We start from the raw sequence: 19,096 nt of genomic DNA, 5'->3' as shown, positions 1-19,096 counted from the left end.
CGGGGGCGGTCGGCCCCGCGCTCGCGGGGGTTGCTCCTGGGCCATCACCTCCCTGAGCGGCGGGAGTCGGTCGGCCCCGCGCTCGCGGGGGTTGCTCGGCGGCCGATGCTGCCCGCACGGTGCAGGACCGGTCGGCCCCGCGCTCGCGGGGGTTGCTCCTCGCTGTGCGTTGTCGTACACAGGTGCGACAAGTCGGCCCCGCGCTCGCGGGGGTTGCTCCCTCTACGGACGCCTGCCGTTCGGCGCCTACTCGTCGGCCCCGCGCTCGCGGGGGTTGCTCCACCGGCACCGGCAAGACCAACTGGCTCCACGCGGTCGGCCCCGCGCTCGCGGGGGTTGCTCTGCCTTGCGGCCGTAGGCCCGCGCCGTCGCGTCGTCGGCCCCGCGCTCGCGGGGGTTGCTCGCGGTGGCCGGCCGGGCAGGTGGCGTACATGCGGTCGGCCCCGCGCTCGCGAGGGTTGCTCCTTGCCGAGCCTGACGCGCGACGGCGACGACCCGTCGGCCCCACGCTCGCGGGGGTTGCTCCGCCGGCCAGCGGCTGCTGGTGGCGTCGCTGCCGTCGGCCCCGCGCTCGCGGGGGTTGCTCCTGCGGTGAGCGGTGCTCACCTTGGAGCGTGGGGTCGGCCCCGCGCTCGCGGGGGTTGCTCCAACGTCGACGGTACGACCATCCTGGACGGCGAGTCGGCCCCGCGCTCGCGGGGGTTACTCCCCATAGTCTGTCACCCAGCGAGCACGCACAGTGTCGGCCCCGCGCTCGCGGGGGTTGCTCCGCGTTCGGCTGCAGGATCCCGAACGCGGCCCGGTCGGCCCCGCGCTCGCGGGGGTTGCTCCAGCAGTACGGCGGCCAGTGCGGCCAAGCCCCAGTCGGCCCCGCGCTCGCGGGGGTTGCTCCAGCAGTACGGCGGCCAGTGCGGCCAAGCCCCAGTCGGCCCCGCGCTCGCGGGGGTTGCTCCCGATGATCGCCGACGACCACCAGCTCGTCGGCGTCGGCCCCGCGCTCGCGGGGTTGCTCCAACGACTGGTCCCGCATGCCCGAGGACGTCCCGTCGGCCCCGCGCTCGCGGGGGTTGCTCCGCCGGAGAGTTCCAGGTCGCACCGTAACGGGTGTCGGCCCCGCGCTCGCTGGGGTTGCTCTGGGTGGTCTACGGCCTCACCTCGGACCAGGACGTCGGCCCCGCGCTCGCGGGGGTTGCTCCGCCTGCATCGTCAGCGTGTTCCACCCCATGCAGTCGGCCCCGCGCTCGCGGGGGGGGTTGCTCCCCGGCGGTGATGATGTCGAAGGCCTGCTCCGCGTCGGCCCCGCGCTCGCGGGGGTTGCTCGTCCCTGCCTTCTGTCACGGGCGGGGCGTACCGGTCGGCCCCGCGCTCGCGGGGGTTGCTCCGGGCGGTAGTTGAGCTGCATCTGCCCCTCGCGGTCGGCCCTGCCCTTGCGGGGGTTGCTCCGGTCACACGCTCGGGTGCCGTCCGTCCGAGCAGTCGGTCCCGCGCTCGCGGGGATTGTCCCCCGACCCTGACCGCATCGACGCCACCCACGGGGCGGCCCCGCGCTCGGGGGGCCGCCCCAGCGTATCCGTATGTACGGGGCCCGCCAGGAGCCACAGGTTCCGGGACGCCCCACCCAACGTGCCGGTCCGTAGCTTCGGCACGATCCCGTTCAGCGCCACCCGATCATCCGACCGAGGCCGCCCATCCACTCCCGAAGCGGGCAGGAACCGCGACAGGCGCGGCCTCTCATCGCTTGATCATCTTTGCGGACGAGCCCCAGAGCGGGACCTTCGCACCCAACCCGTTGGCTCGGACTCCGCCGCTTCCCGAGGGAGATCCAGAGGCGATCGGGGCTGGATCGAGGAGCCGGAGGTGGGGACGGCAGCGGAGCCAATTCCCCTTCGTGGAGCATGAGCTCGAGGAGCGGTCGGGCATCCGCGAGTCCTGGTCGGCAACGCGCCCTACCGCCTACTTCTGGTCCGGACCCCCTTCGCCGTCCGCCGCCTCGCCGAACCGCCGGCTGCGTAGGCCGGGGCCGGCGGTCCCTGCCGTACGCACGGACCGCCGGCGAATCAGGTCGAGCCCGTCACTTCCTCTCCGAGTGAACGGAGTTGGCCTCCCGAATCTTCTTCCAGGACTTCGGTTCCACCGGCGGCCGCCCGTCACCCCGGTCCGCTGCCGCGGTGCCGCTCGGCACCGGCCCGGTGGCGGGCTTGCCGGGGGTGAACAGCCAGGTGTTCAGGAGGTCGCCGAGCTGCCGGCCGGCGACCCTCTCCGCGTACGCCCGGAACTGCGCGATGGTGGCGTTGCCGTAGCGGTGCTCGGTGGGCCAGCCCTTCAGGATTCGGAAGAACGTCTCGTCCCCGACGGTGTTGCGCAGCGCCTGAAGGGCGACCGCGCCGCGCTGGTAGACCGCGTCGGAGAGCTGGTTCTCCTCTCCCGGGTCGCCCGGCTTGACGTTCCAGAACGGGTCGTCGGCGGGGTAGAAGGCGTAGATGTAGTCGGCCAGCTCCTGTGCGGTGCCCTCGTTCTCGTGCTCGGACCAGAGGAACTGCGCGTACTGGGCGAAGCCCTCGTTCAGCCAGATGTCGCTCCAGCGGGAGAGCGAGACGCTGTCGCCGTACCACTGGTGGGCCAACTCGTGCACGACGACCGACGTGTTGGATCCCCGCGCGAACAGCCCGGGGCCGTAGAAGACCCGGGTCTGGGTCTCCAGGCCGCCGCTGCTGCGGACGTTGGGCACGACGCCGCCGACCGAGCTGAACGGGTACTGGCCGAAGTAGCCGCTCAGCCAGTCCACCAGTTCACCGGTGCGCTCCACGCTCGCCCGGGCCGCGCCGGCGTTCGCCCCGAGGTCCTTGCTGTAGGCGTTGTAGACCGGCAGCCCGCCGGCCGTGGTGTCCTGGGTGATGTCGAACTTCCCTATCGCCAGGGTCGCCAGGTAGGTGGCCTGCGGCTTGTCCTCGCGCCAGTTGTAGCGGGTCCAGCCCGCCCGCGAGGTGGTGCCGGTCAGCACCCCGTTGCTGACCACCTGGGTGCCGTCCGGCACCAGCACCGAGACGTCGAAGGTCGCCTTGTCGCTCGGGTGGTCGTTGCTCGGGAACCACCAGCCCGCCGACACGGGCTCGCCGGCCACCACCGCGCCGTCCGGGGTGCGGCGCCAGGCGGTGTAGCCGCCGTACTTCTCCACGGTCGACGGCACGTCCTTGTAGCGCACCACCACGGCGGCCTGGGACCCCTTGGCCAGCGGCCGGGCCGGAGTGATCTCCAACTCCTGATCGCCACTGGTGGTGAAGGTGGCGAGCCGTCCGTTGACCCGGACCTCGGAGACCTTCAGCGCGAAGTCGAGGTTGAACCGGGAGAGGTTCTGGGTGGCCGTGGCCAGGATGGTCGTCGTGCCCTCCAGCTCGTCGGTGGCGGGCTGGTACTTCAGCCGGACGTCGTAGTGCGAGACGCGGTACCCGCCGTTGCCGAGGGTGGGGTAGTACGGGTCCCCCAGGCCGTCCGCACCCGGCTGGAAGCCGGCGGCCGAGGCGGGGACGGCCAGGAACAGGCTCAGGGCACTGGCGGCGGCAGAAACGATCAACCTCTTGCGCACGTGGTCCTCCAGGGATCACTGGAACCATGGGGTCGAATCGATCCTTGTCCCGGCAACCCCCCATCTACTCCCGGATGGTGAGAACTTGATGAAGTGAGAACGGCGGCCGCGACGGTACCGCGGAGCCGTCATGCCGAGGCACCGGCTGTCACCGTGGACATCGAGTCACGTGAGGCGGCCTCTAAGCCTCGATCGGTGCGGCCGACCTGGCGGCCTGCTCGATCTTCGCGCGGTGGGCCGCACGGGCTTCCTCGTCGATCGGCTTCTCGTGTTCGGCGCGCACCCCGGTCCGGCCGTCGAGGCCCTCGCGCAGGATGTCGGCGTGCCCGGCGTGCCGGATGGACTCGCCGAGGACATGGACCATGACGGCGAACAGGTTCGTGTTGGGATGAGGCTCCGGCCACCACGGCACGTGGCCGGGGGCGTCGAGGGGAAGCTCGTTGATCGTCGCGTCCGAGTGTTCCCACGTGCGCCGGTAGAACCCGATGATCTGATCGCGGGTCTCGTCCTCGGTCGCCCACAGGTCGCTGCCGTCGGAGTCCTGCCACCGGGGCAGCGGTTCCGGGGAAGGGCGGTCGAAGACCTCGCCGAAGTACCTGGCCTCGACGCTGGCCACGTGCTTGACCAGGCCGAGGAGGTTGGTCCCGGTCGCTGTCAAAGGTCGGCGGGCATCGTATTCGGACAGGCCGTCGAGTTTCCAGAGCAGCGCCTCGCGGTCCCGCCGCAGTCGCGCGTGCAGGGTGTCCTTCGCGAATTCATCGATCATGCGGCATGAGCCTGCCATGCGCTGCTCGCGGTCTCAAGATCCCTTGCATGCTCCGCACCGGTTGAGAGGGCCGAGGCCTGGAGCGCCCAGGTCGGGGCCGGGGTTCGTTGTGGGGTTGGCGTACGCCCGGCCGGAGCAACGGCGGGCGCGTCCTCCCGGGGCGCGCAATCGGGTGCTGTATCCGGTGGGAGATGAGCCCCATGAAGCACCCGCCCCGCCTCCGGGCCGCCACCGCCACCGCCGTCCTCGCGGGCGCCGGAACTGCCGTCACCGCGGCGCTCCTGCTGCCCGGCCTCCCGAACGCCGCCGCCGCGCCGGGGGACCTGGCGAGCGCGACGCTGATCCGGATGGTCAATCAGAACGTCCCGGCCATCGACATGGAGGCGTACACCGGCACGTACGGAACGGCGGCGTCCACCACCGTGCCGGACGCCGACGAAGCGGACTTCGCCAGCGACCCCGACGGGATGCTGTCCCGGATCACCGTCGCCACCCGGACCACGCGGACCGCCACCGACCCGGCGAGGTACTACGCGCAGGCCCAACTCACCGATCTCAAGGTGTGGTTCCACTCCAGGGCGCTGGTCGGCTACGGCCCGGTGGTGGCCGGCACCGTGGCCTCACTGGATTCCTACGCCGAGTGCGTTCCCCCTCCGGTCGGACCGCTCGCGCTCGCCTACAACCGGACCGACGCCGGACAGATCACCGTCCTCGGCCAGGCCGTCGCCCTCGGCACCACGCACCTGGACATCACCGGCACCGACCTCGGCGTCCCCACGGTCGGAGCCAGCACCCTGGACGTCACCGTCACCAGGCACGAGGACCCCGCACCCCAGGCGGCCCAACTCACGGCCGAGGCCTGGCTGGACGTCGACATCACCGGTGTGTTCAACGGCCTCGCCGGCGAACAGCTCTACCAGGGCCCGGTCACCCAGGTCCGGCTGGGCGAGGTCTCGGTCGTCTGCCGGGCACCTTCCCCCAGCCCCTCACCCAGCCCGACCCCGACGCCCACGCCCACGCCCACGCCCACGCCCAGCGGATCGCCGACTCCGACGGCCGGCCCGTCACCGAGCCCGTCACCGAGCCCCTCGCCCTCCCCCAGCCGCACCCCGACGGCGACCCCCTCGCCGTCCCCGAGCGGGAACACCCCGCCGCCGGCTCCCCTGCCCGAGACCGGTGCCGCAGCGGGCAGAGTTCCACTGACCGCCCTCGCGCTCGGCCTGATCGGAGCCGGCGCCGGCGCCGTCCTGACGGCCCGTCGGGGCAGGAGGGGCTGACAGGGCAACGGCGGCCTCGCCGTGAGCCGCTCCGCGCGGACGCCCACGGCGAGGCGCGGGGGGCGGCCGGCTGCCGCAGCCGGCCCCGGACGGTCCGACGCCCTACGGGACGAGGTCGGCGACGGCCTCGGCCATCGCGGCCGTCCCCGCGTCGTTGGGGTGGAGGCCGTCGCCGGAGTCGTAGGCGGGGGCCAACTCGGTTCGGTGGCCGGGGCGGGGGTCGGCCAGGACGCGGTCGAGGTCGGCGACCGCGTCGTAGGCCCCGGAGGTCCGGATCCAGCGGTTCACGGCGTCGCGGACCCGCTCCTTCTGCGGGGAGTGGTAGGCGGCGTAGCCCCGGAACGGGGTGAGGGTGGCGCCGATCACCGTGACGCCGCGCCGGTGCGCGGCCCGGATCAGGGCCCGGTGGCCCTCGATGACCTGCCCGGCCGTGACGGCGAGGGTGCTCCCGCAGCCCCAGTCGGGCAGGCCGCTGGCGCCGATGTCGTTGATGCCGATCAGCACGACGGCGGTCCGGACCCCGGGGCGGTCGAGGACGTCGCGGCGGAAGCGGTCCAGGGCGCGGTCCCCGTAGCAGGGCGAGTCGGTGAGGAGCTGGTTCCCGCTGATCCCGGCGTTCACGACGGCGAGCCGTCGGCCGTCGGCGAGGAGCCGTTCGGCGAGCCGGTCGGGGTAGCGGCGGTCGGTGCCGGGGGTGGAGCCCCAGCCGTCGGTGAGGGAGTCCCCGAAGGCGACGACGCCGCCCTCGGTGCGCGCCCCGCGCACCTCGACCCCCGCGAGCAGGTAGTGGGACTCGCTGGTCGCGCCGCCGAACGCGTCGCCGGCGGTGTCCTGCGTGCGGTCGCCGGCGGCGCGGTAGGCGGTGGCGAGGCCGTCCTCGTGGAAGCCGACGGGGCCGGTCGCGCCGGCGAAGTAGAGCGTGACCGCGAGCCGCTCCAGCGGCCGGACGGGGAGCCGCAGGGCGTCCGAGAGCAGGTCCTCCCCGGTCGGGACGACGGCTTCGGCGCGGCCGGAGAACCGCAGTTCCCGGACGGTGCCGGGGAGCGCCGACGCGCCCTCGGCCGCCCTGGCGACGGTCGCCCGGGTCAGGCGCAGCGGCCCGTGCCCGTACTGGTTGGAGAGCCTGACCCGCAGCTGGGAGCCTTCGGCGCCGCTGCGGACGACCTGGCGCAGGCTCTGGTCGGCGAACCCCTCCCAGGCCCAGTTGGGCCAGGACCACGGCTGGGGTGCGGTGGGGCGGACGAGCCCGGAGCCCCAGGCGCCGGTCCAGGTGCCCGCACCTCCCGCCCGCTCCCCAACGGAGGAGACGGTGGAGGAGGAAGCGGCGGAGGCCGGGGAGGCGAGGACGCCGGCGAGCGCGACGACCAGGGACGCCACCGCGGCGACGACCGCGACGACCGGACCCCGGAGGCTTCCGGCGACAGGCGGGTTCCACGCACGCACGAGAGCTCCTCCACGACCGAATCCACGGAACCTACCCCGTGACGCCCGGAGGGGAACAGCCCACGGCCGCCGCCGACTTCGGGCCGCCCGCGTCCCCCCGGCCCGACCTCGGCGCACTCGACCGGGTCGCGCGCAGCCGCTGCGGACGGGCCCTCGGTCGGGGTGTTCAGCCGGCCGGGGCCGTGTCGGCCGGGGCGGTGTCGGCCAGCGACAGGTAGCTCTCCTCCTCCTGCAAGGTGTGCAGCCGCAGCACGGCGTACAGCCCGTACATCACCAGCCGCAGTTCGGCGAGGTCGGCGGCACCGGGGGTGCCGCGGTCGAGGAGGTGGCCGAGGCGGTCGCTCTGGGCGCGGATCTCGACGTGGGCGCGGCTCATCGGGCCGGTCGGGTCGATGCCGCCGATGGCGGAGGCGATCGCGGGGTAGAGGAGGTCCTCCTCGGCCTGCTCGTGCGGGAGGATCTCCTCCACCAGCTCGGTGTGGATCTTCCGGGCGCGGTCGAGTTCGGCGGGCCCGGGATCCGTGCCGAGGCCGTCGGCGGCGGCCTTCAGCCGGTCGAGGACGCCGCGCACCATGACGTGCTCGGCGGCGAACCGGCGCGCCAACTCCTGGGTGCGGTCGTCGAGTTCGACGGTCGAGGCGCCCACCCGCAGGACTCGCAGGGCGTTCAGGATGGCCAGCAGGTCGATGCCCTCCTGGAGCAGCGCGCCCCAGGCGGCGGGCAGGTGGCCGAGCGCGGCGAAGGCCATCGCGACCCCGGACAGCGCCATGCCGCCGACGGCGCTCTGCCCGGCGATCCGCTTGGCGCGGCGGGCCACCGTCATCGCCTCCGCGAGGCGGTCGAGGCGGTCGACGGTGAGGACCACATCGGCGGCCTCGGAGGAGGCGGTCGCGCCGCCGGTGCCGATCGCGACGCCGACGTCGGCGAGGGCCAGGGCCGGGGCGTCGTTCACCCCGTCGCCGACCATGCCGGTGGGGGCGGAGGCCCGTTCCGAGCGGACCAGGTCGGCCTTGTCGCCGGGGCTGCACTCCGCGAACACCTCGTCCAGCCCGGCCGCCGCGGCCACCGCCTCCGCCACCGGCCGACGGTCGCCGGTCGCCATCACCACCCGGTCGATCCCGCCGCGCCGCAGCTCGCGGACGGTGCGGGCGGCGTCGGGGCGGACCGGGTCGTCGAACAGCAGCACTCCGGCGGCCCGGCCGTCCACGCCGACGAACACCGTCAGCGCCCCGTCCGCGTCGGAACGGCGCCGCGCCGCGACCGCCCACGGCGCGTCGCCCCGCTCCCCCGCGAAGGCCGCCTTGCCGAGGTGCACCTCGCGGCCGTCGACCCGACCGCGCATGCCCTGCCCGGTGACCTCCTCGGCATCGGTCGGCGCGCTCAGCGGCAGCCTCCGCTCGTGCGCGGCGCGCACCACCGCGGCCGCCAGCACGTGCGCGGAGACCTGGTCGAGCGAGGCCGCCAGCCGCAGCACCTCGTCGGCGGGCACGGCCCCGGCGGTGACCACCGCGCTGAGCGCCGGCCGCCCCGCGGTGAGGGTGCCGGTCTTGTCGACGATCAGCGTCCGCACGGCGGCCAGCGACTCCAGCGCGCCGCTGCCCTTCACCACCACGCCGCGCCGGGCCGTCAGCGACAGCGCGGACACCATCGCGATCGGCACCGCCAGGATCAGCGGGCACGGCGTCGCCACCACCAGCACCGCCACCGCGCGCGACAGTTCGCCCGACAGCAGCCAGGCGAGCCCGCACACCGCGAGGGTCAACGGGAGGAACCAGCCCGCCACCCGGTTGGCCACCCGCACCGCCGGGGCCTTGTCGGACGCGGCGTCCTCCACCAGCCGCAGCACGCCCGCGTAGGCGCCGTCCGCGGCCGTCGACGTGGCCCGCAGGTCGAACGCGGACCCGGCGTTGACCACACCGGAGCGCACGGCGTCGCCCTCCCAGTACTCCACCGGCAGCGGTTCCCCGGTCAGCGCGGACTCGTCCAGCACCGCCCCGCCCGCGCCCACCGCGCCGTCCACCGGCAGCACCTCCCCCGTGCCCACCACCAGCACGTCGCCGGGGCGCACCCGCTCGGCGGGCACCGTCTCGACCTGCCCGCCCGTACGCCGCCGGGCGGTCTTCGGGGCCCTGGCCAGCAAGGTCTCCAGGTCGCGCCGGGCCCGGCCCTCCGCCAGACCCTCCAGCGCGCTGCCGGTGGTCAGCATCACCGCGATCAGCGCACCCGCCAGCTGCTCGCCGACCACCAGCGCGCCGACGAGTGCCAGCAGCGCGATCACGTCGGCGTCCAGTTCACGACGGCGCAGCGCCCGCACCACCCAGAGCGTCGCGCAGCAGATCCCGAGGACCGTCACCGCGCCCCAGATCCAGCGCGCCGCGTCGGGCGAGCCCGTCCACCAGGCGATGCCGCCGGCCGCGAGTCCGGCGAGCGCGGCCCCGAACGCCAGCAGATCCGCCCGGTCCCGCAGTGCCGTGTGCAAGGTCGTCGCCATCGCTGCCGCCCCGTCGGGTGTCGCACCACCGGATGATCGTCCGCTGGCCGGAGCCTAGGGTCCGCGCCGGTGGTCAGCCTCCGCGACGGCCCGTCAGCGGCTCCGGGTGCCCCGTCCGGAGTACGCCGCCGCCCGGTGCGCAGCCGTGTCCTGGAGCCGCGGGGGCGCCCCGGTCGTCCAGCGGCAGCACCACCACGAACACCATCACCGTCAGTCGAAGAAGACGACCCGGCCGGAGTCCAGGCGGTAGTACCCGCCGACCACCTGGAGCCGTCCCGCCGCGACCATCGGCCGCAGCAGGCGGTCGTTGCGCAGCGCGGTCACGGTCTGCCGGGTCTGGGCGTGGACGGTGGCCTCGACCAGGTCGCCGGGTGCCGTGCCGAGGCGCAGGGCCTCGTCGTAGGGGCGCCGCAGGTCCCGGGCGAGGTCGGCCAGGTGGCCGGGCAGTCGCCGGCCGTCGCGGAAGCACTCGACGGCGGCGGTCACCGCTCCGCAGCGCTGGTGCCCGAGGACTACCAGGAGCGGGGTGGCGAGTTCGGCGGGCCCGTACTCCAGGCTGCCGGCCACCAGCGGATCGTGGGTGTGGGCGGCGGTGCGGATCACCATGAGGTCGCCCAGGCCCTGGTCGAAGACCAGCTCGGGCGGCACGCGGGAGTCGATGCAGGAGAACACCACCGCGAACGGCTCCTGGCCGGCGGCCAGCTCGGCGCGGCGGGCGGCGCCCGCGTCCGGGTGCGCGGCCCGGTCGGCCGACCACCGCTCGTTGCCCGCCCGGAGCCTGGCCAGCGCCGACTCGGGCGTGCCCGCCGGCCTCGGGACCGCTCCGGCCGCCCGGGCGGGAGCGGGCAGCGCGAGCGCGGCCGCGCTGAGGGCTCCCGCTCGAAGCGCGGTACGCCGGTTCATCAGCCGCCCTACTTTCCCCGGGGAACGGCACAGGTGACGCCGCATCACGATACTCCGGCTCCGCCGGGCCGCTGCCCGCCGAGGAGCTCCGGCGAGCGCACCTGCGGGGCGGACGCGCTGATGGTCCGCCCGGGGCCCCGGAGCCCTTCCGTGCGCCACTCCCACTCGTTCGGGTGAACCTGCCCGTGCCGGTCGGCAGCCTCGCGGGCCGGTGGCGGGCACGGGCCTCCGAACCGGGGGCGCCCGCTAAACCGAGTGGAGCAGGAAGTCGGCCCCGCCGACTTCCTGCTCCACCGTGGGTCACTGCTGCTGGGCGTCCTCACGACCTGACCGGTACCGGCCGCCCGTCACTCACTCCGCCGGCCCGCCCTCAGAACCTCGGCTAAAGTCCCCCGGCACCCCGGCCGGGCGGCTCGGAGCGGCTCGGACCGGCTGGGGCCGGGGGCGTTCGGCCCCGGGTCAGGGGGTGGTGCAGACCGCGGTCGCCCGGATGGACTCGGTCGAGCTGCCGGTGTTGGTGCCGCGCACGACCCAGGAGCCGCCGCTCGGGTAGGAGTCGGTGAAGAAGATCCGGAAGGCGCTGGTCTGGCCGCCACCGCCGGTGGGTACCTCGCCGGACGGACAGGCCACGTAGGCGATTCCGTTGTCACCCGGGGCCACGTCGACCCAGTCGCCGACGACCTGGTCGTGCGCGGCCAGCAGCGAGGGGTCGGCGGCCTGGTCGTGGGGGGCGTTGAAGGTCGGTTTGACGGAGGCGGGCTTGTCGGCGGGCCGGTCGTCGGCGGCGGCGGCGGTGCTCGCGGCCAGGACGCCGAAGAGGGCGAGGGCGGTCAGGACTAGGGGCTTCGTACGGGCCATGTCGGCCTCCTGGGGTTCAGGGGTCTGGGGTGTTCCTCGGCGGGGGCTGTTCCTCCACACCGGCCCGATCCGTACCCGCACCACCCAACCCCTCCCCCGGGCGGGAGCCCGGCGACTCGGGTGGAGGAACACCGCTGCCTGGCCGGGCTAACGCGGGCCCCGGACGGTACTGCCGCGGCACGGCCCCGGCGGTTCAGCCGTCGAGGAGCCCGGCGAGGGCCTCGGCCGGGTCGTGGTGCGGTGCGGCAGCCGGCCGGCCGGCCACCACCGGCCGTCCCGCGACCTCGGCCCTCGCCGCCCGAGGCCACGCGGACGACCTTGAGGAGGCCATCGCGGCCAACGACCCGGCGCGCATCGACCGGGTGATCGGCCGTGTCAACGCCCTGCTCGTCGCAGCCGCCTCCGCCTTCGCCGTGACACGCGGACTCCTTCCGCCGCTCTAGCACGGCTTCGCGCTCCCCGAGCCGAGGGGTGGCTCGGGGACGCTCGCCGGGTCGGCGGGGCGGGTGTTCCGGAACTCGTCGACGGCGGTGTAGTCGTGCTTCGAGCGGGGCCAGAGGAAGGTGATCTGGTCCAGGGCGTCCAGGGGCCGGGCGTCGAACAGGGCGAAGACGGCCAGCCGGGTGCCGCCGGTGGTCTCGTCGCGGATGGGACGGTAGCGGTTGCCTGCGGTGTCCCGCACGGTGATGGGGCCGGTTCCGGCTCCGGCGAGGACCAGGGTGACGATCAGCGTGTCGCCCTTGGCGACCGGGCTCTTGACCGGCAGCGACTCACCGGTGGTGGCGGCAGCGTCGAGCGGGGCGGCGGCCACGCTGTCGCTGATCCGGCCGAGGAAGCCGCACGGGCCCGGCAGTTGGGCACCGACCGGGAAGGGAGGCCCGTCGCCGGTGACCGGGGCGGCGGTCAGGAGCAGGGCCAGCAGGGCGGCGAGCAGACCGCCGGCCGACAGGACGGGCCGCACGGGCCGCACGGGCCGCACGGGGCGCCGACGGGCGGATCGTCGGCGCCCCGTCCGCTCCGGTTCCCGCGGTGGCCGCGGTGCCGGCGGCGCCTGCGGTGCCGCCTCGGGCACCGGTGGCTCGACAGCGGCGGGCGCGGGCGGCGTCGGCGACGGCGGTTCGGCCGACTGCTCCCGCACCTGGATGCGCTGCCAGGCGGACCGCCAGCGCGCGAGCTCCTCGGCGGGCACGCCGCAGGCGGCGGCGAGCGCCAGCACCCGCTCCAGGGGCGGGAGGCGGCTCCGCCGGGGGCTCATGTCCCCCGAGAGGGTGCTGCGCGGAAGGCCGGTGCGGCGCTCGAGTTCGCGCAGCGACGGATTGCCGGACCACGCCTTGACCGCCCGGAGCCGGCACACGAACTCCTGCGGTGTGGTCGCCCCGTCCGGACCGGGCATGGTCGCCGGAGCCCGCTCCGGTAACCGGCCCGGGTCCCTGCCCAGGTCTCGCTCGGTCATCTTCCCCCCTGGAGTGATCGGTTCGATCGGCCGATCGCCGCGGCGCGTGCGCCGGGGACCATCCTGGCCAACACCGCCTGACCACTCCATGGCGTTCGCTTGGCGTTCTATGATGACCTGTTGTCAGGGGCCCGTCAGGGCCGCAGGCCTGGGGCCACCGACGGGGGACGCGTTGCTGGGGGACTTCGGAACGCTGCTGCGCCAGTACCGGTACGCGACCGGGTGGACGCAGGAGAAGCTGGCGGAACGGTCGGGCATCTCGGCGCACGCGATCAGCGTGCTGGAATCGGGACGGCGGCGGCCCCGGCTGTCGTCGGTGGCGCGGCTGGCCGCGGCCCTGGGGCTGGAACCGGCCGACCGCGACCGGCTGCTCTCCGCGGCGCGCGGGGAACCGGAGCCACTGCCCGCCAGGGAGCCGGTCGACCAGGTGGTGCCCCGGCTGCTGCCGTACGCCGTCCCGGACTTCACCGGACGGCGCGGCGAGGTGGACCGGCTGCTCGCCCTGGCCGTCGGAGCGGGCGGTGCCCGGGCCCGCCCGCTGGTGATCTCGGCCATCGACGGCATGGCCGGTGTCGGCAAGACCGCCCTGGCCGTCCACGTCGCGCACTCCCTCGCCGGCCGGTTCCCCGACGGGCAGCTCTTCGTCGACCTGCGCGGTTTCACCCCGGGCCAGCGGCCGCTCGAACCGGGCACGGCGCTGGCGGGTCTGCTCCGGGCGGTCGGTGTCAGCGAGAGCGCGCTGCCGTCGCGCACCGAGGAGCGCGCCCAGCTGTGGCGCAGCCGGGCGGCGGGCAAGCGGTACCTGGTGGTGCTGGACAACGCCGTCGACGCCGAGCAGGTCCGCCCGCTGATCCCCGGCGGCCCGCGCTGCCTGGTGCTGGTGACGTCCCGGCGGCGCATGCCCGCGCTGGACGGGGCGGTCGGCGTGCCGCTGGACGTGCTGAGCCACGACGAGGCCGTGGAGCTGTTCACCCGGGTCGCCGGCCCGGACCGGGTCCTGGGCCACGCCGCCACCGTGGACGAGATCGTCGCGCGGTGCGGACGGCTGCCGCTGGCGCTGCGGATCGCCGCCGCCCGGCTGGCGCACCATCCCGCCTGGACGCCGGTCGAGCTGCTGCAGCGGATCCGGCGCCCGCAGCGGTTATTGACCGAACTCTCCAACCAGGACCAGAGCGTCGCCGCGGCCTTCGTGGAGTCGTACCACTCCCTCACCGCGGCGCAGCGGCGCGCGTTCCGGCTGGCCGCGCTGCATCCCGGCGAGGACCTCACGCCGCACGCCCTCGCCGCCCTGGTCGACGCGCCGCTGGACGGGGCCGAGGAGCTCCTGGAGGCGCTGCACCAGCACCACCTGCTGATCGAGCACACGGCGTTCCGGTACACCTTCCACGACCTGCTGCGCACCTTCGCCGGCGAACTGCTCGCCCGGGACGCGCCCACTCCCCTCCCGCGCGCCGCGCTCATCCGGCTGTTCGACCACTACCGCCACACCGCCGCCTCGGCGATGGACCTGCTGGCCCCGCTGGAACGGCACCACCGGCCGCAGCCGCCCACGCCGCCCGGCGGCACTCCCCTGGTGTTCTCCGACGGGGCGGACGCGACGGAGTGGCTGGCCCGGGAGCACGCCAACCTGCTGGCCGTCACCCGCCACGCCGCCGACGCCGACCTGCCGGAGTACGCGGCGGACCTGCCGGCGATCCTCTGGCGCCACCTCAAGCGCCACCTGCCCGCCCACGAGGCGCTCGGGCTGGGTGCCCGCGCCCTGCGGGCCACCCGGCAGCTCGGCAGTCCGGCCGGCGAGGCGGCCGCGCTGCGGCATCTCGGGCTGGTCCAGTACCAGCTCGGCAACTTCCCGCAGGCGCTCGACCTCCTCCACCGGGCCCTGGAGATCCGGCGGAGCACCGGCGACCTCGGCGGCGAGGCCCATGTCCTGGCCAACCTGGGCCTCACCCTGACCCGGACGGGGCGCCTGGAGGAGGCCCTCGACCACCTGCGGCGGGCGCTGCGGCTCAGCCGGGAGATCCCCGAACCGGCGGTCGAGGCGATCGCCCTGACCAACCTGGGACCCGCGCTGACCAGGCTCGGCCGGCTGCCGGAGGCCCTGGAGCGGCACCGTGAGGCGCTGGAGTTCCACCGGCGCGGCGGCAACCGCCTCGGCCAGGCCATCGCGCTCAACCAGTTGGGCGAGCACCAGCAGAGGCTGGGGTGCCATCCGGAGGCCCTCGACCTGTACCAGGAGGCCCTGGAGCTGCACCGGGACCTCGGTGACACCTTCGGCCAGGCCGAGTCGCACACCCTGCTCGGCGACGCCCTGCTGGCCCTGGACGCTCCGGCGAGCGCGCTCGGGCACTACCGGGCCGCGATCGAGTACCTGCCGCACACCGGTGAGCGGTACAACCTCGGCCGCATCCACGTCGGGCTGGCGCGCACCCACCGTCGCCTGGGAGAGCCCGGGGCCGCTCGGAGGCACGCCGAACAGGCGGTCGAGATCCACACCTCGCTGGGCATCCCGGAGGCGGCGGAAGCCCGGGCCCTGCTCGACTCCCTGCCGGAGTGACCCGGGCGGCCTCCCGGGGCGGCCGCCTCCGCCCCGGGCCGCCGGAGTCCCCCGTACTCCGCGTACTCCGGCGGCCCGGGACCGTGCGCGGACGAGCCGGGCTCAGACCAACGGGGCGCACACCACCTGGAACGTAGCGCCGCTCCGGAGGCAGCCGATCAGCTTGCGGTCCGCGCCCATGAGGACCTGCCACTGGAGGTTCCCGGTGGTGGTCGGGGCCGCGAACCAGGCCGATCCGGCCGCGTCGTGGACGAAGAACGTACAGCTGTCGTCGGTGGCGGTCACCTGGGCGGTGACGAGGCCGTACGCGTAGGTCGCGCGGACCGAGCAGCCGCCGTTGGTGATGGTCGTGTCGCCTCCCGGCCACGCGGCCTGCGCCGAGGTCGTGGCACCCAGGCCGAACGCGGCAGCCGCGAGGGCGACGGCCGCCGCGCGTCCGGCGGTCGTGGTGATGCGCATCGTGCTCCTCCCCTGTCGTGCGGTCGTTCCGCGGCTGCGGCCGAGCGGGGTGAAAGCGGAGCCGCGGTGGCCCGCTCCCACCTCACTCGGCGCGCCTCGGTCAGTTGATCGGGCCGCAGGCCCAGGTGTTGTTGTTGGCCGTGTCGATCAGACAGGCCTCCAGGCTCTGGCCCGGCCCGTCGTACCACCACTGGGACGGGTTGCTGCTGGGGGTCGCGCCGGCGGGGCCCAGCCACTTCCAGGCGTTCCGGTCGAAGACCCCGAACAGACAGTGGCCGGGGTTCGAGGTCGGGATGACCCGCATCCAGTCGTGGTGGTCGCTCATGAGCTGGACGTCCTCCACCGCCACGCAGCCGCCGGTGCCGAACACGAACTGGCCCTCGGCGGTCTGGGCGGTCTCGGCCGCCGACGCGGTCCCGATCCCCATCACGCCCATCGCCACCGTGGCGATCGCGGCGGCGGCGACACGCTTGCCGGTCCTGGTGAATCGCATGGTTCCCCTCCAAGGAATCGATTCCGTCCCGGGATTGGCACCGGGAGCACCTCGAACCTCAGCAGCCGGCGGAGCGGGGAACAACGGGTCGAGCGGCATCCCGGACGGTCCCGGACGTTCCCGGACGACCTCCGGACAGTGCTGGACGCCGTCTCCGGGTCCAGCGGTGATCACCCCTCGGCCTCCCGGTACAGGCGCGTCCTGAACACCCCGGCCAGACCCGTACCGACCGTGGCCGAAGCGGCTGCCAGCAGGCCGGCGCACACCACCGCGAGGCCGGCCGTCAGGTGGTCGTCGGAGCTCAGCCCCAGGACGAGGAGCGTGAGCACCGGCGCGATCGCCACCAGGACAGGCAGCGAGGTCCAGATCGAGCCCCGGACGATCCGCCCGCCGCTGCCGCGGCCGATCCGCCGCGCACGGCGCATCGCGTCACGCACTCCGAGACCGTCGATCATCATCGCGGGCAGCGCCAGGTACGTCACCACGGCCCACCCGATCCCGAACAGCCGCTCCAGCAGCGGCCCGACCAGCGGCACCCGGTCCAGCAGCGCCCCGAGCGACACCGCCACCACACCCACCAGGGCCCACAGGGCGATCACCGGCAGCCGCCCGGCAGCCGCGGCACAGCTGCGGCCGATCCTGACGGGCCGCCCCTGCAACGCCTGGTCCGCCGCGAGGATCAGGGCGGCGTTGGCGTACGTCCCGACCAGGGTCACCAGGAGAACCCCGACGACGACGAGCGCGACGTCCACCGCGCCGGCGCGATCCCCCGACCAGAGCGCGGATCCGACCGCGACCAGCGCCGCTACCACCGCCGCCTGCACCACCCAGGCCCCGCCGGGCAGGAGCAGCAGACGCTTGTGCTCCCACACCACGCGTACGGACGCCCTGACGGGCTTGCTCCTCATCATGTGCCCCACCCTCGGGAGTCGGCCGGTCCCCGCACCGGAGTTCAGCGCCATGCCTATCAACCGGAGCGGGACCTCGGCCACACGGTACGGAACGACGGACCGGGTGGCTGCCACCTGCGCGTTCTCCCGGCAGCCACGGGTGGCCACGCCCGGCACACCCTGTGCTCACCAACCGACAGGCCTTCAAACAACAGGCGAACAACCCGCAGTGACTGCGGATTGGCGGCCATCGCTCGAATTTTGGTGTAGAATCATAGGCGTAAGGGAGGTCTTGGGGCCGATGCTGAAGGCAGCGGCAGGCCACCCGACGACAGGGGGAACGACCGCCATGAACTACCACCTCGACACCGCGCGCGCCATCATCGACGAGCGGATGCGGGAGGCCGAGCAGCACCGCCTCGCGCACGCGCTGTACCTGAAGAACCGCGCCGAAGCCAAGACCCGGCGGGCACGCCTGCTCCTCGCCCGTCTCGGCGGATGAGCACCACCCCAGCCGGCCGTCACCCGAAGCGTGACGGCCGGCTGTCGCGTTTCCGACCTGCGGCCCGACGGGCGGCAGGTCGTCGGCGTTCAGCCGCCCCGGGGCAGTGCGGCAGGCGGTAGGCGTTGACCCGCTCCGGCCCGGAGCCGTCCGCAGGCCCGGAGCGCCTGGGCGAACGCCGTGTCACGTAGGGACCGTTGGCGGCACGGTGCCGCGGTTCGGTACGGCGGGCCCGCCACCGATACGCGGTCGCGACGTCGTTACCGGACCCTGATCCCTTCGATGAAGGGATGAAACCCGGTCCACACGGGACCCTGACGTCCCACGCCTACCGTGCGGCACATGCCGAAGACACCGCGCCCCCACGGGCTCGCCGCCGTGGCGGCCCTCCTCCTGACCGCGACCACGGCGGCGGCGCTGCCGGGCACCGCCCTCGCCGCGGAACGCGACTCCCTCGCCACGCACTCCCTCACCACCCACTCCGGCGCCACGACCGCCGAGGAGCGCGACCGGATCGACGCCTACTGGACGCCGGACCGGATGCGGCTGGCGGGCGCCCTGATCCCCGAGATCACGCCCGTGCCCGAGGACGACCACACGCCCGAGGACCCTCGACCGCTGCCCGCGGACACCCCGGACGCCGGGGCCGTCTGGACCCACGGCGGGGCGGTGAACCGGAGCGTGGGCCGGCTGTTCTTCACCTTCTCCGACGGCTACGACGGCAGTTGCACCGCGACGGTCGTCGCCGCCACCAACCGCAGCACCGTCATCACGGCCGCCCACTGCCTGCGGGGCGTCGGGGCCCCCGCCGCCGACGACACCTGGCGCCACAACCTGTACTTCGTGCCCGGCTACCGCAACGGCACCAAGCCGCTCGGCGGCTTCAGCGTCCGGAGCATGGCCACCTCCTCCCAGTGGGACGCCGATCCGGGCGGCACGACCTCCGACCAGGTCGCCGCGGCCGGCCACGACGCCGGGATCCTCGTGGTGAACCGTTCCGCCGACGGCCGCCGGGTCGCGGACGTCACCGGCAGCCAGCAGATCGCGTTCACCCGCCCGGTCGAGGGCGAGTTCGTCCACGCCTTCGGCTATCCCAAGGACCGCCTCAACGACCCCGCCGGCAAGTACACCGGCTCCCGCATGATCCACTGCGCCGGCCCGGCCCGCCCCGGCACCGCGGTGCCCCTCCTGTGGGGCGAGTCCTGCGACATGTCCCACGGCGCGAGCGGCGGCCCCCACTTCACCCGCTTCGACCCCCGCACCGGCACCGGCACCGTCGTCGGCGTCACCACCACCGACGAGGAACTCGCGGGCGGCCCGCCCGGCACCCTCTACGCCACCCGCCTCGGCGACAGCGCCCGCCGCCTCTACGACTGGGCCCGCACCCGCCCGGTCTGACCTTCCTGCCCCGGAGTCTCCGTCCG

14 protein-coding genes and 1 CRISPR repeat array (1 of these 15 cut by a window edge) are annotated in these 19,096 nt (G+C 74.6%); of the genes, 4 read left to right on the top strand and 10 right to left on the bottom strand.

The window, feature by feature from the left end; translation table 11 throughout:
• Positions 1 to 1,564: direct repeats of the CRISPR family, unit length 28 nt; unit sequence GTCGGCCCCGCGCTCGCGGGGGTTGCTC (it extends 724 nt beyond the left edge of the window).
• Between the two features lie 507 nt (positions 1,565 to 2,071).
• Positions 2,072 to 3,583, bottom strand: a complete 1,512-nt coding sequence (locus tag ACFC0B_RS00615; protein WP_376080156.1) for a M1 family metallopeptidase — start codon at positions 3,581 to 3,583, stop codon at positions 2,072 to 2,074.
• A 181-nt stretch (positions 3,584 to 3,764) separates the two neighbouring features.
• Positions 3,765 to 4,349, bottom strand: a complete 585-nt coding sequence (locus ACFC0B_RS00610; RefSeq protein ID WP_376080153.1) for a DinB family protein — start codon at positions 4,347 to 4,349, stop codon at positions 3,765 to 3,767.
• Between the two features lie 200 nt (positions 4,350 to 4,549).
• On the opposite strand from ACFC0B_RS00610, the gene ACFC0B_RS00605 reads away from it, so the two are divergent.
• A complete protein-coding gene (locus ACFC0B_RS00605; protein WP_376080150.1) occupies positions 4,550 to 5,626 on the top strand; it encodes a hypothetical protein in 1,077 nt (358 codons plus the stop codon).
• Positions 5,627 to 5,728: 102 nt separating this feature from the next.
• Here the strand turns inward: ACFC0B_RS00605 and ACFC0B_RS00600 are convergent, their stop codons facing one another.
• The 5 genes from ACFC0B_RS00600 to ACFC0B_RS00580 form a co-directional block, all read right to left on the bottom strand.
• The gene (locus ACFC0B_RS00600; RefSeq protein WP_376080148.1) at positions 5,729 to 7,069 is read right to left on the bottom strand and encodes an SGNH/GDSL hydrolase family protein; all 1,341 of its coding nucleotides are present in this window, start codon (positions 7,067 to 7,069) and stop codon (positions 5,729 to 5,731) included.
• Positions 7,070 to 7,235: 166 nt separating this feature from the next.
• A complete protein-coding gene (locus ACFC0B_RS00595) occupies positions 7,236 to 9,560 on the bottom strand; it encodes a heavy metal translocating P-type ATPase (RefSeq protein WP_376080145.1) in 2,325 nt (774 codons plus the stop codon).
• Positions 9,561 to 9,770: 210 nt separating this feature from the next.
• Positions 9,771 to 10,463: a carbonic anhydrase gene (locus tag ACFC0B_RS00590; RefSeq protein ID WP_376080142.1), complete on the bottom strand. Its 693-nt coding sequence runs from the start codon at positions 10,461 to 10,463 to the stop codon at positions 9,771 to 9,773.
• Positions 10,464 to 10,922: 459 nt separating this feature from the next.
• A complete protein-coding gene (locus ACFC0B_RS00585; protein ID WP_376080139.1) occupies positions 10,923 to 11,321 on the bottom strand; it encodes a hypothetical protein in 399 nt (132 codons plus the stop codon).
• 439 nt (positions 11,322 to 11,760) lie between these two features.
• Entirely contained in the window at positions 11,761 to 12,774 is a 1,014-nt protein-coding gene (locus ACFC0B_RS00580) for a helix-turn-helix domain-containing protein (RefSeq protein WP_376080137.1), read from the bottom strand.
• Between the two features lie 172 nt (positions 12,775 to 12,946).
• Here ACFC0B_RS00580 and ACFC0B_RS00575 point away from each other — a divergent pair, with 172 nt between their 5' ends.
• On the top strand, positions 12,947 to 15,328 hold the full coding sequence (locus ACFC0B_RS00575; protein ID WP_376080134.1) for a tetratricopeptide repeat protein: 2,382 nt from the start codon (positions 12,947 to 12,949) through the stop codon (positions 15,326 to 15,328).
• A 102-nt stretch (positions 15,329 to 15,430) separates the two neighbouring features.
• Here the strand turns inward: ACFC0B_RS00575 and ACFC0B_RS00570 are convergent, their stop codons facing one another.
• The 3 genes from ACFC0B_RS00570 to ACFC0B_RS00560 all read right to left on the bottom strand — a co-directional run bounded on the left by ACFC0B_RS00570 (position 15,431) and on the right by ACFC0B_RS00560 (position 17,188).
• Positions 15,431 to 15,787, bottom strand: coding sequence for a hypothetical protein (locus ACFC0B_RS00570; RefSeq protein WP_376080132.1), 357 nt, complete (start codon positions 15,785 to 15,787; stop codon positions 15,431 to 15,433).
• 100 nt (positions 15,788 to 15,887) lie between these two features.
• On the bottom strand, positions 15,888 to 16,280 hold the full coding sequence (locus ACFC0B_RS00565; protein ID WP_376080130.1) for a hypothetical protein: 393 nt from the start codon (positions 16,278 to 16,280) through the stop codon (positions 15,888 to 15,890).
• A 170-nt stretch (positions 16,281 to 16,450) separates the two neighbouring features.
• On the bottom strand, positions 16,451 to 17,188 hold the full coding sequence (locus ACFC0B_RS00560; protein WP_376080127.1) for a DUF6159 family protein: 738 nt from the start codon (positions 17,186 to 17,188) through the stop codon (positions 16,451 to 16,453).
• 331 nt (positions 17,189 to 17,519) lie between these two features.
• Between ACFC0B_RS00560 and ACFC0B_RS00555 the strand changes: the two genes are divergently transcribed.
• Both ACFC0B_RS00555 and ACFC0B_RS00550 read left to right on the top strand, forming a co-directional pair.
• Positions 17,520 to 17,672 carry a hypothetical protein gene (locus tag ACFC0B_RS00555; protein WP_209413824.1) on the top strand — a complete coding sequence of 51 codons (153 nt, stop codon included), beginning with the start codon at positions 17,520 to 17,522 and terminating at the stop codon, positions 17,670 to 17,672.
• 342 nt (positions 17,673 to 18,014) lie between these two features.
• Complete coding sequence (locus tag ACFC0B_RS00550; RefSeq protein ID WP_376080124.1) at positions 18,015 to 19,070, top strand: trypsin-like serine peptidase; 1,056 nt, start codon at positions 18,015 to 18,017, stop codon at positions 19,068 to 19,070.
• Positions 19,071 to 19,096 lie beyond the last annotated feature (26 nt).

The sequence above is a fragment of the Kitasatospora sp. NPDC056184 genome, assembly GCF_042268405.1.
Taxonomy (GTDB): domain Bacteria; phylum Actinomycetota; class Actinomycetes; order Streptomycetales; family Streptomycetaceae; genus Kitasatospora.
This window is presented reverse-complemented; position numbering and strand designations above follow the sequence as displayed.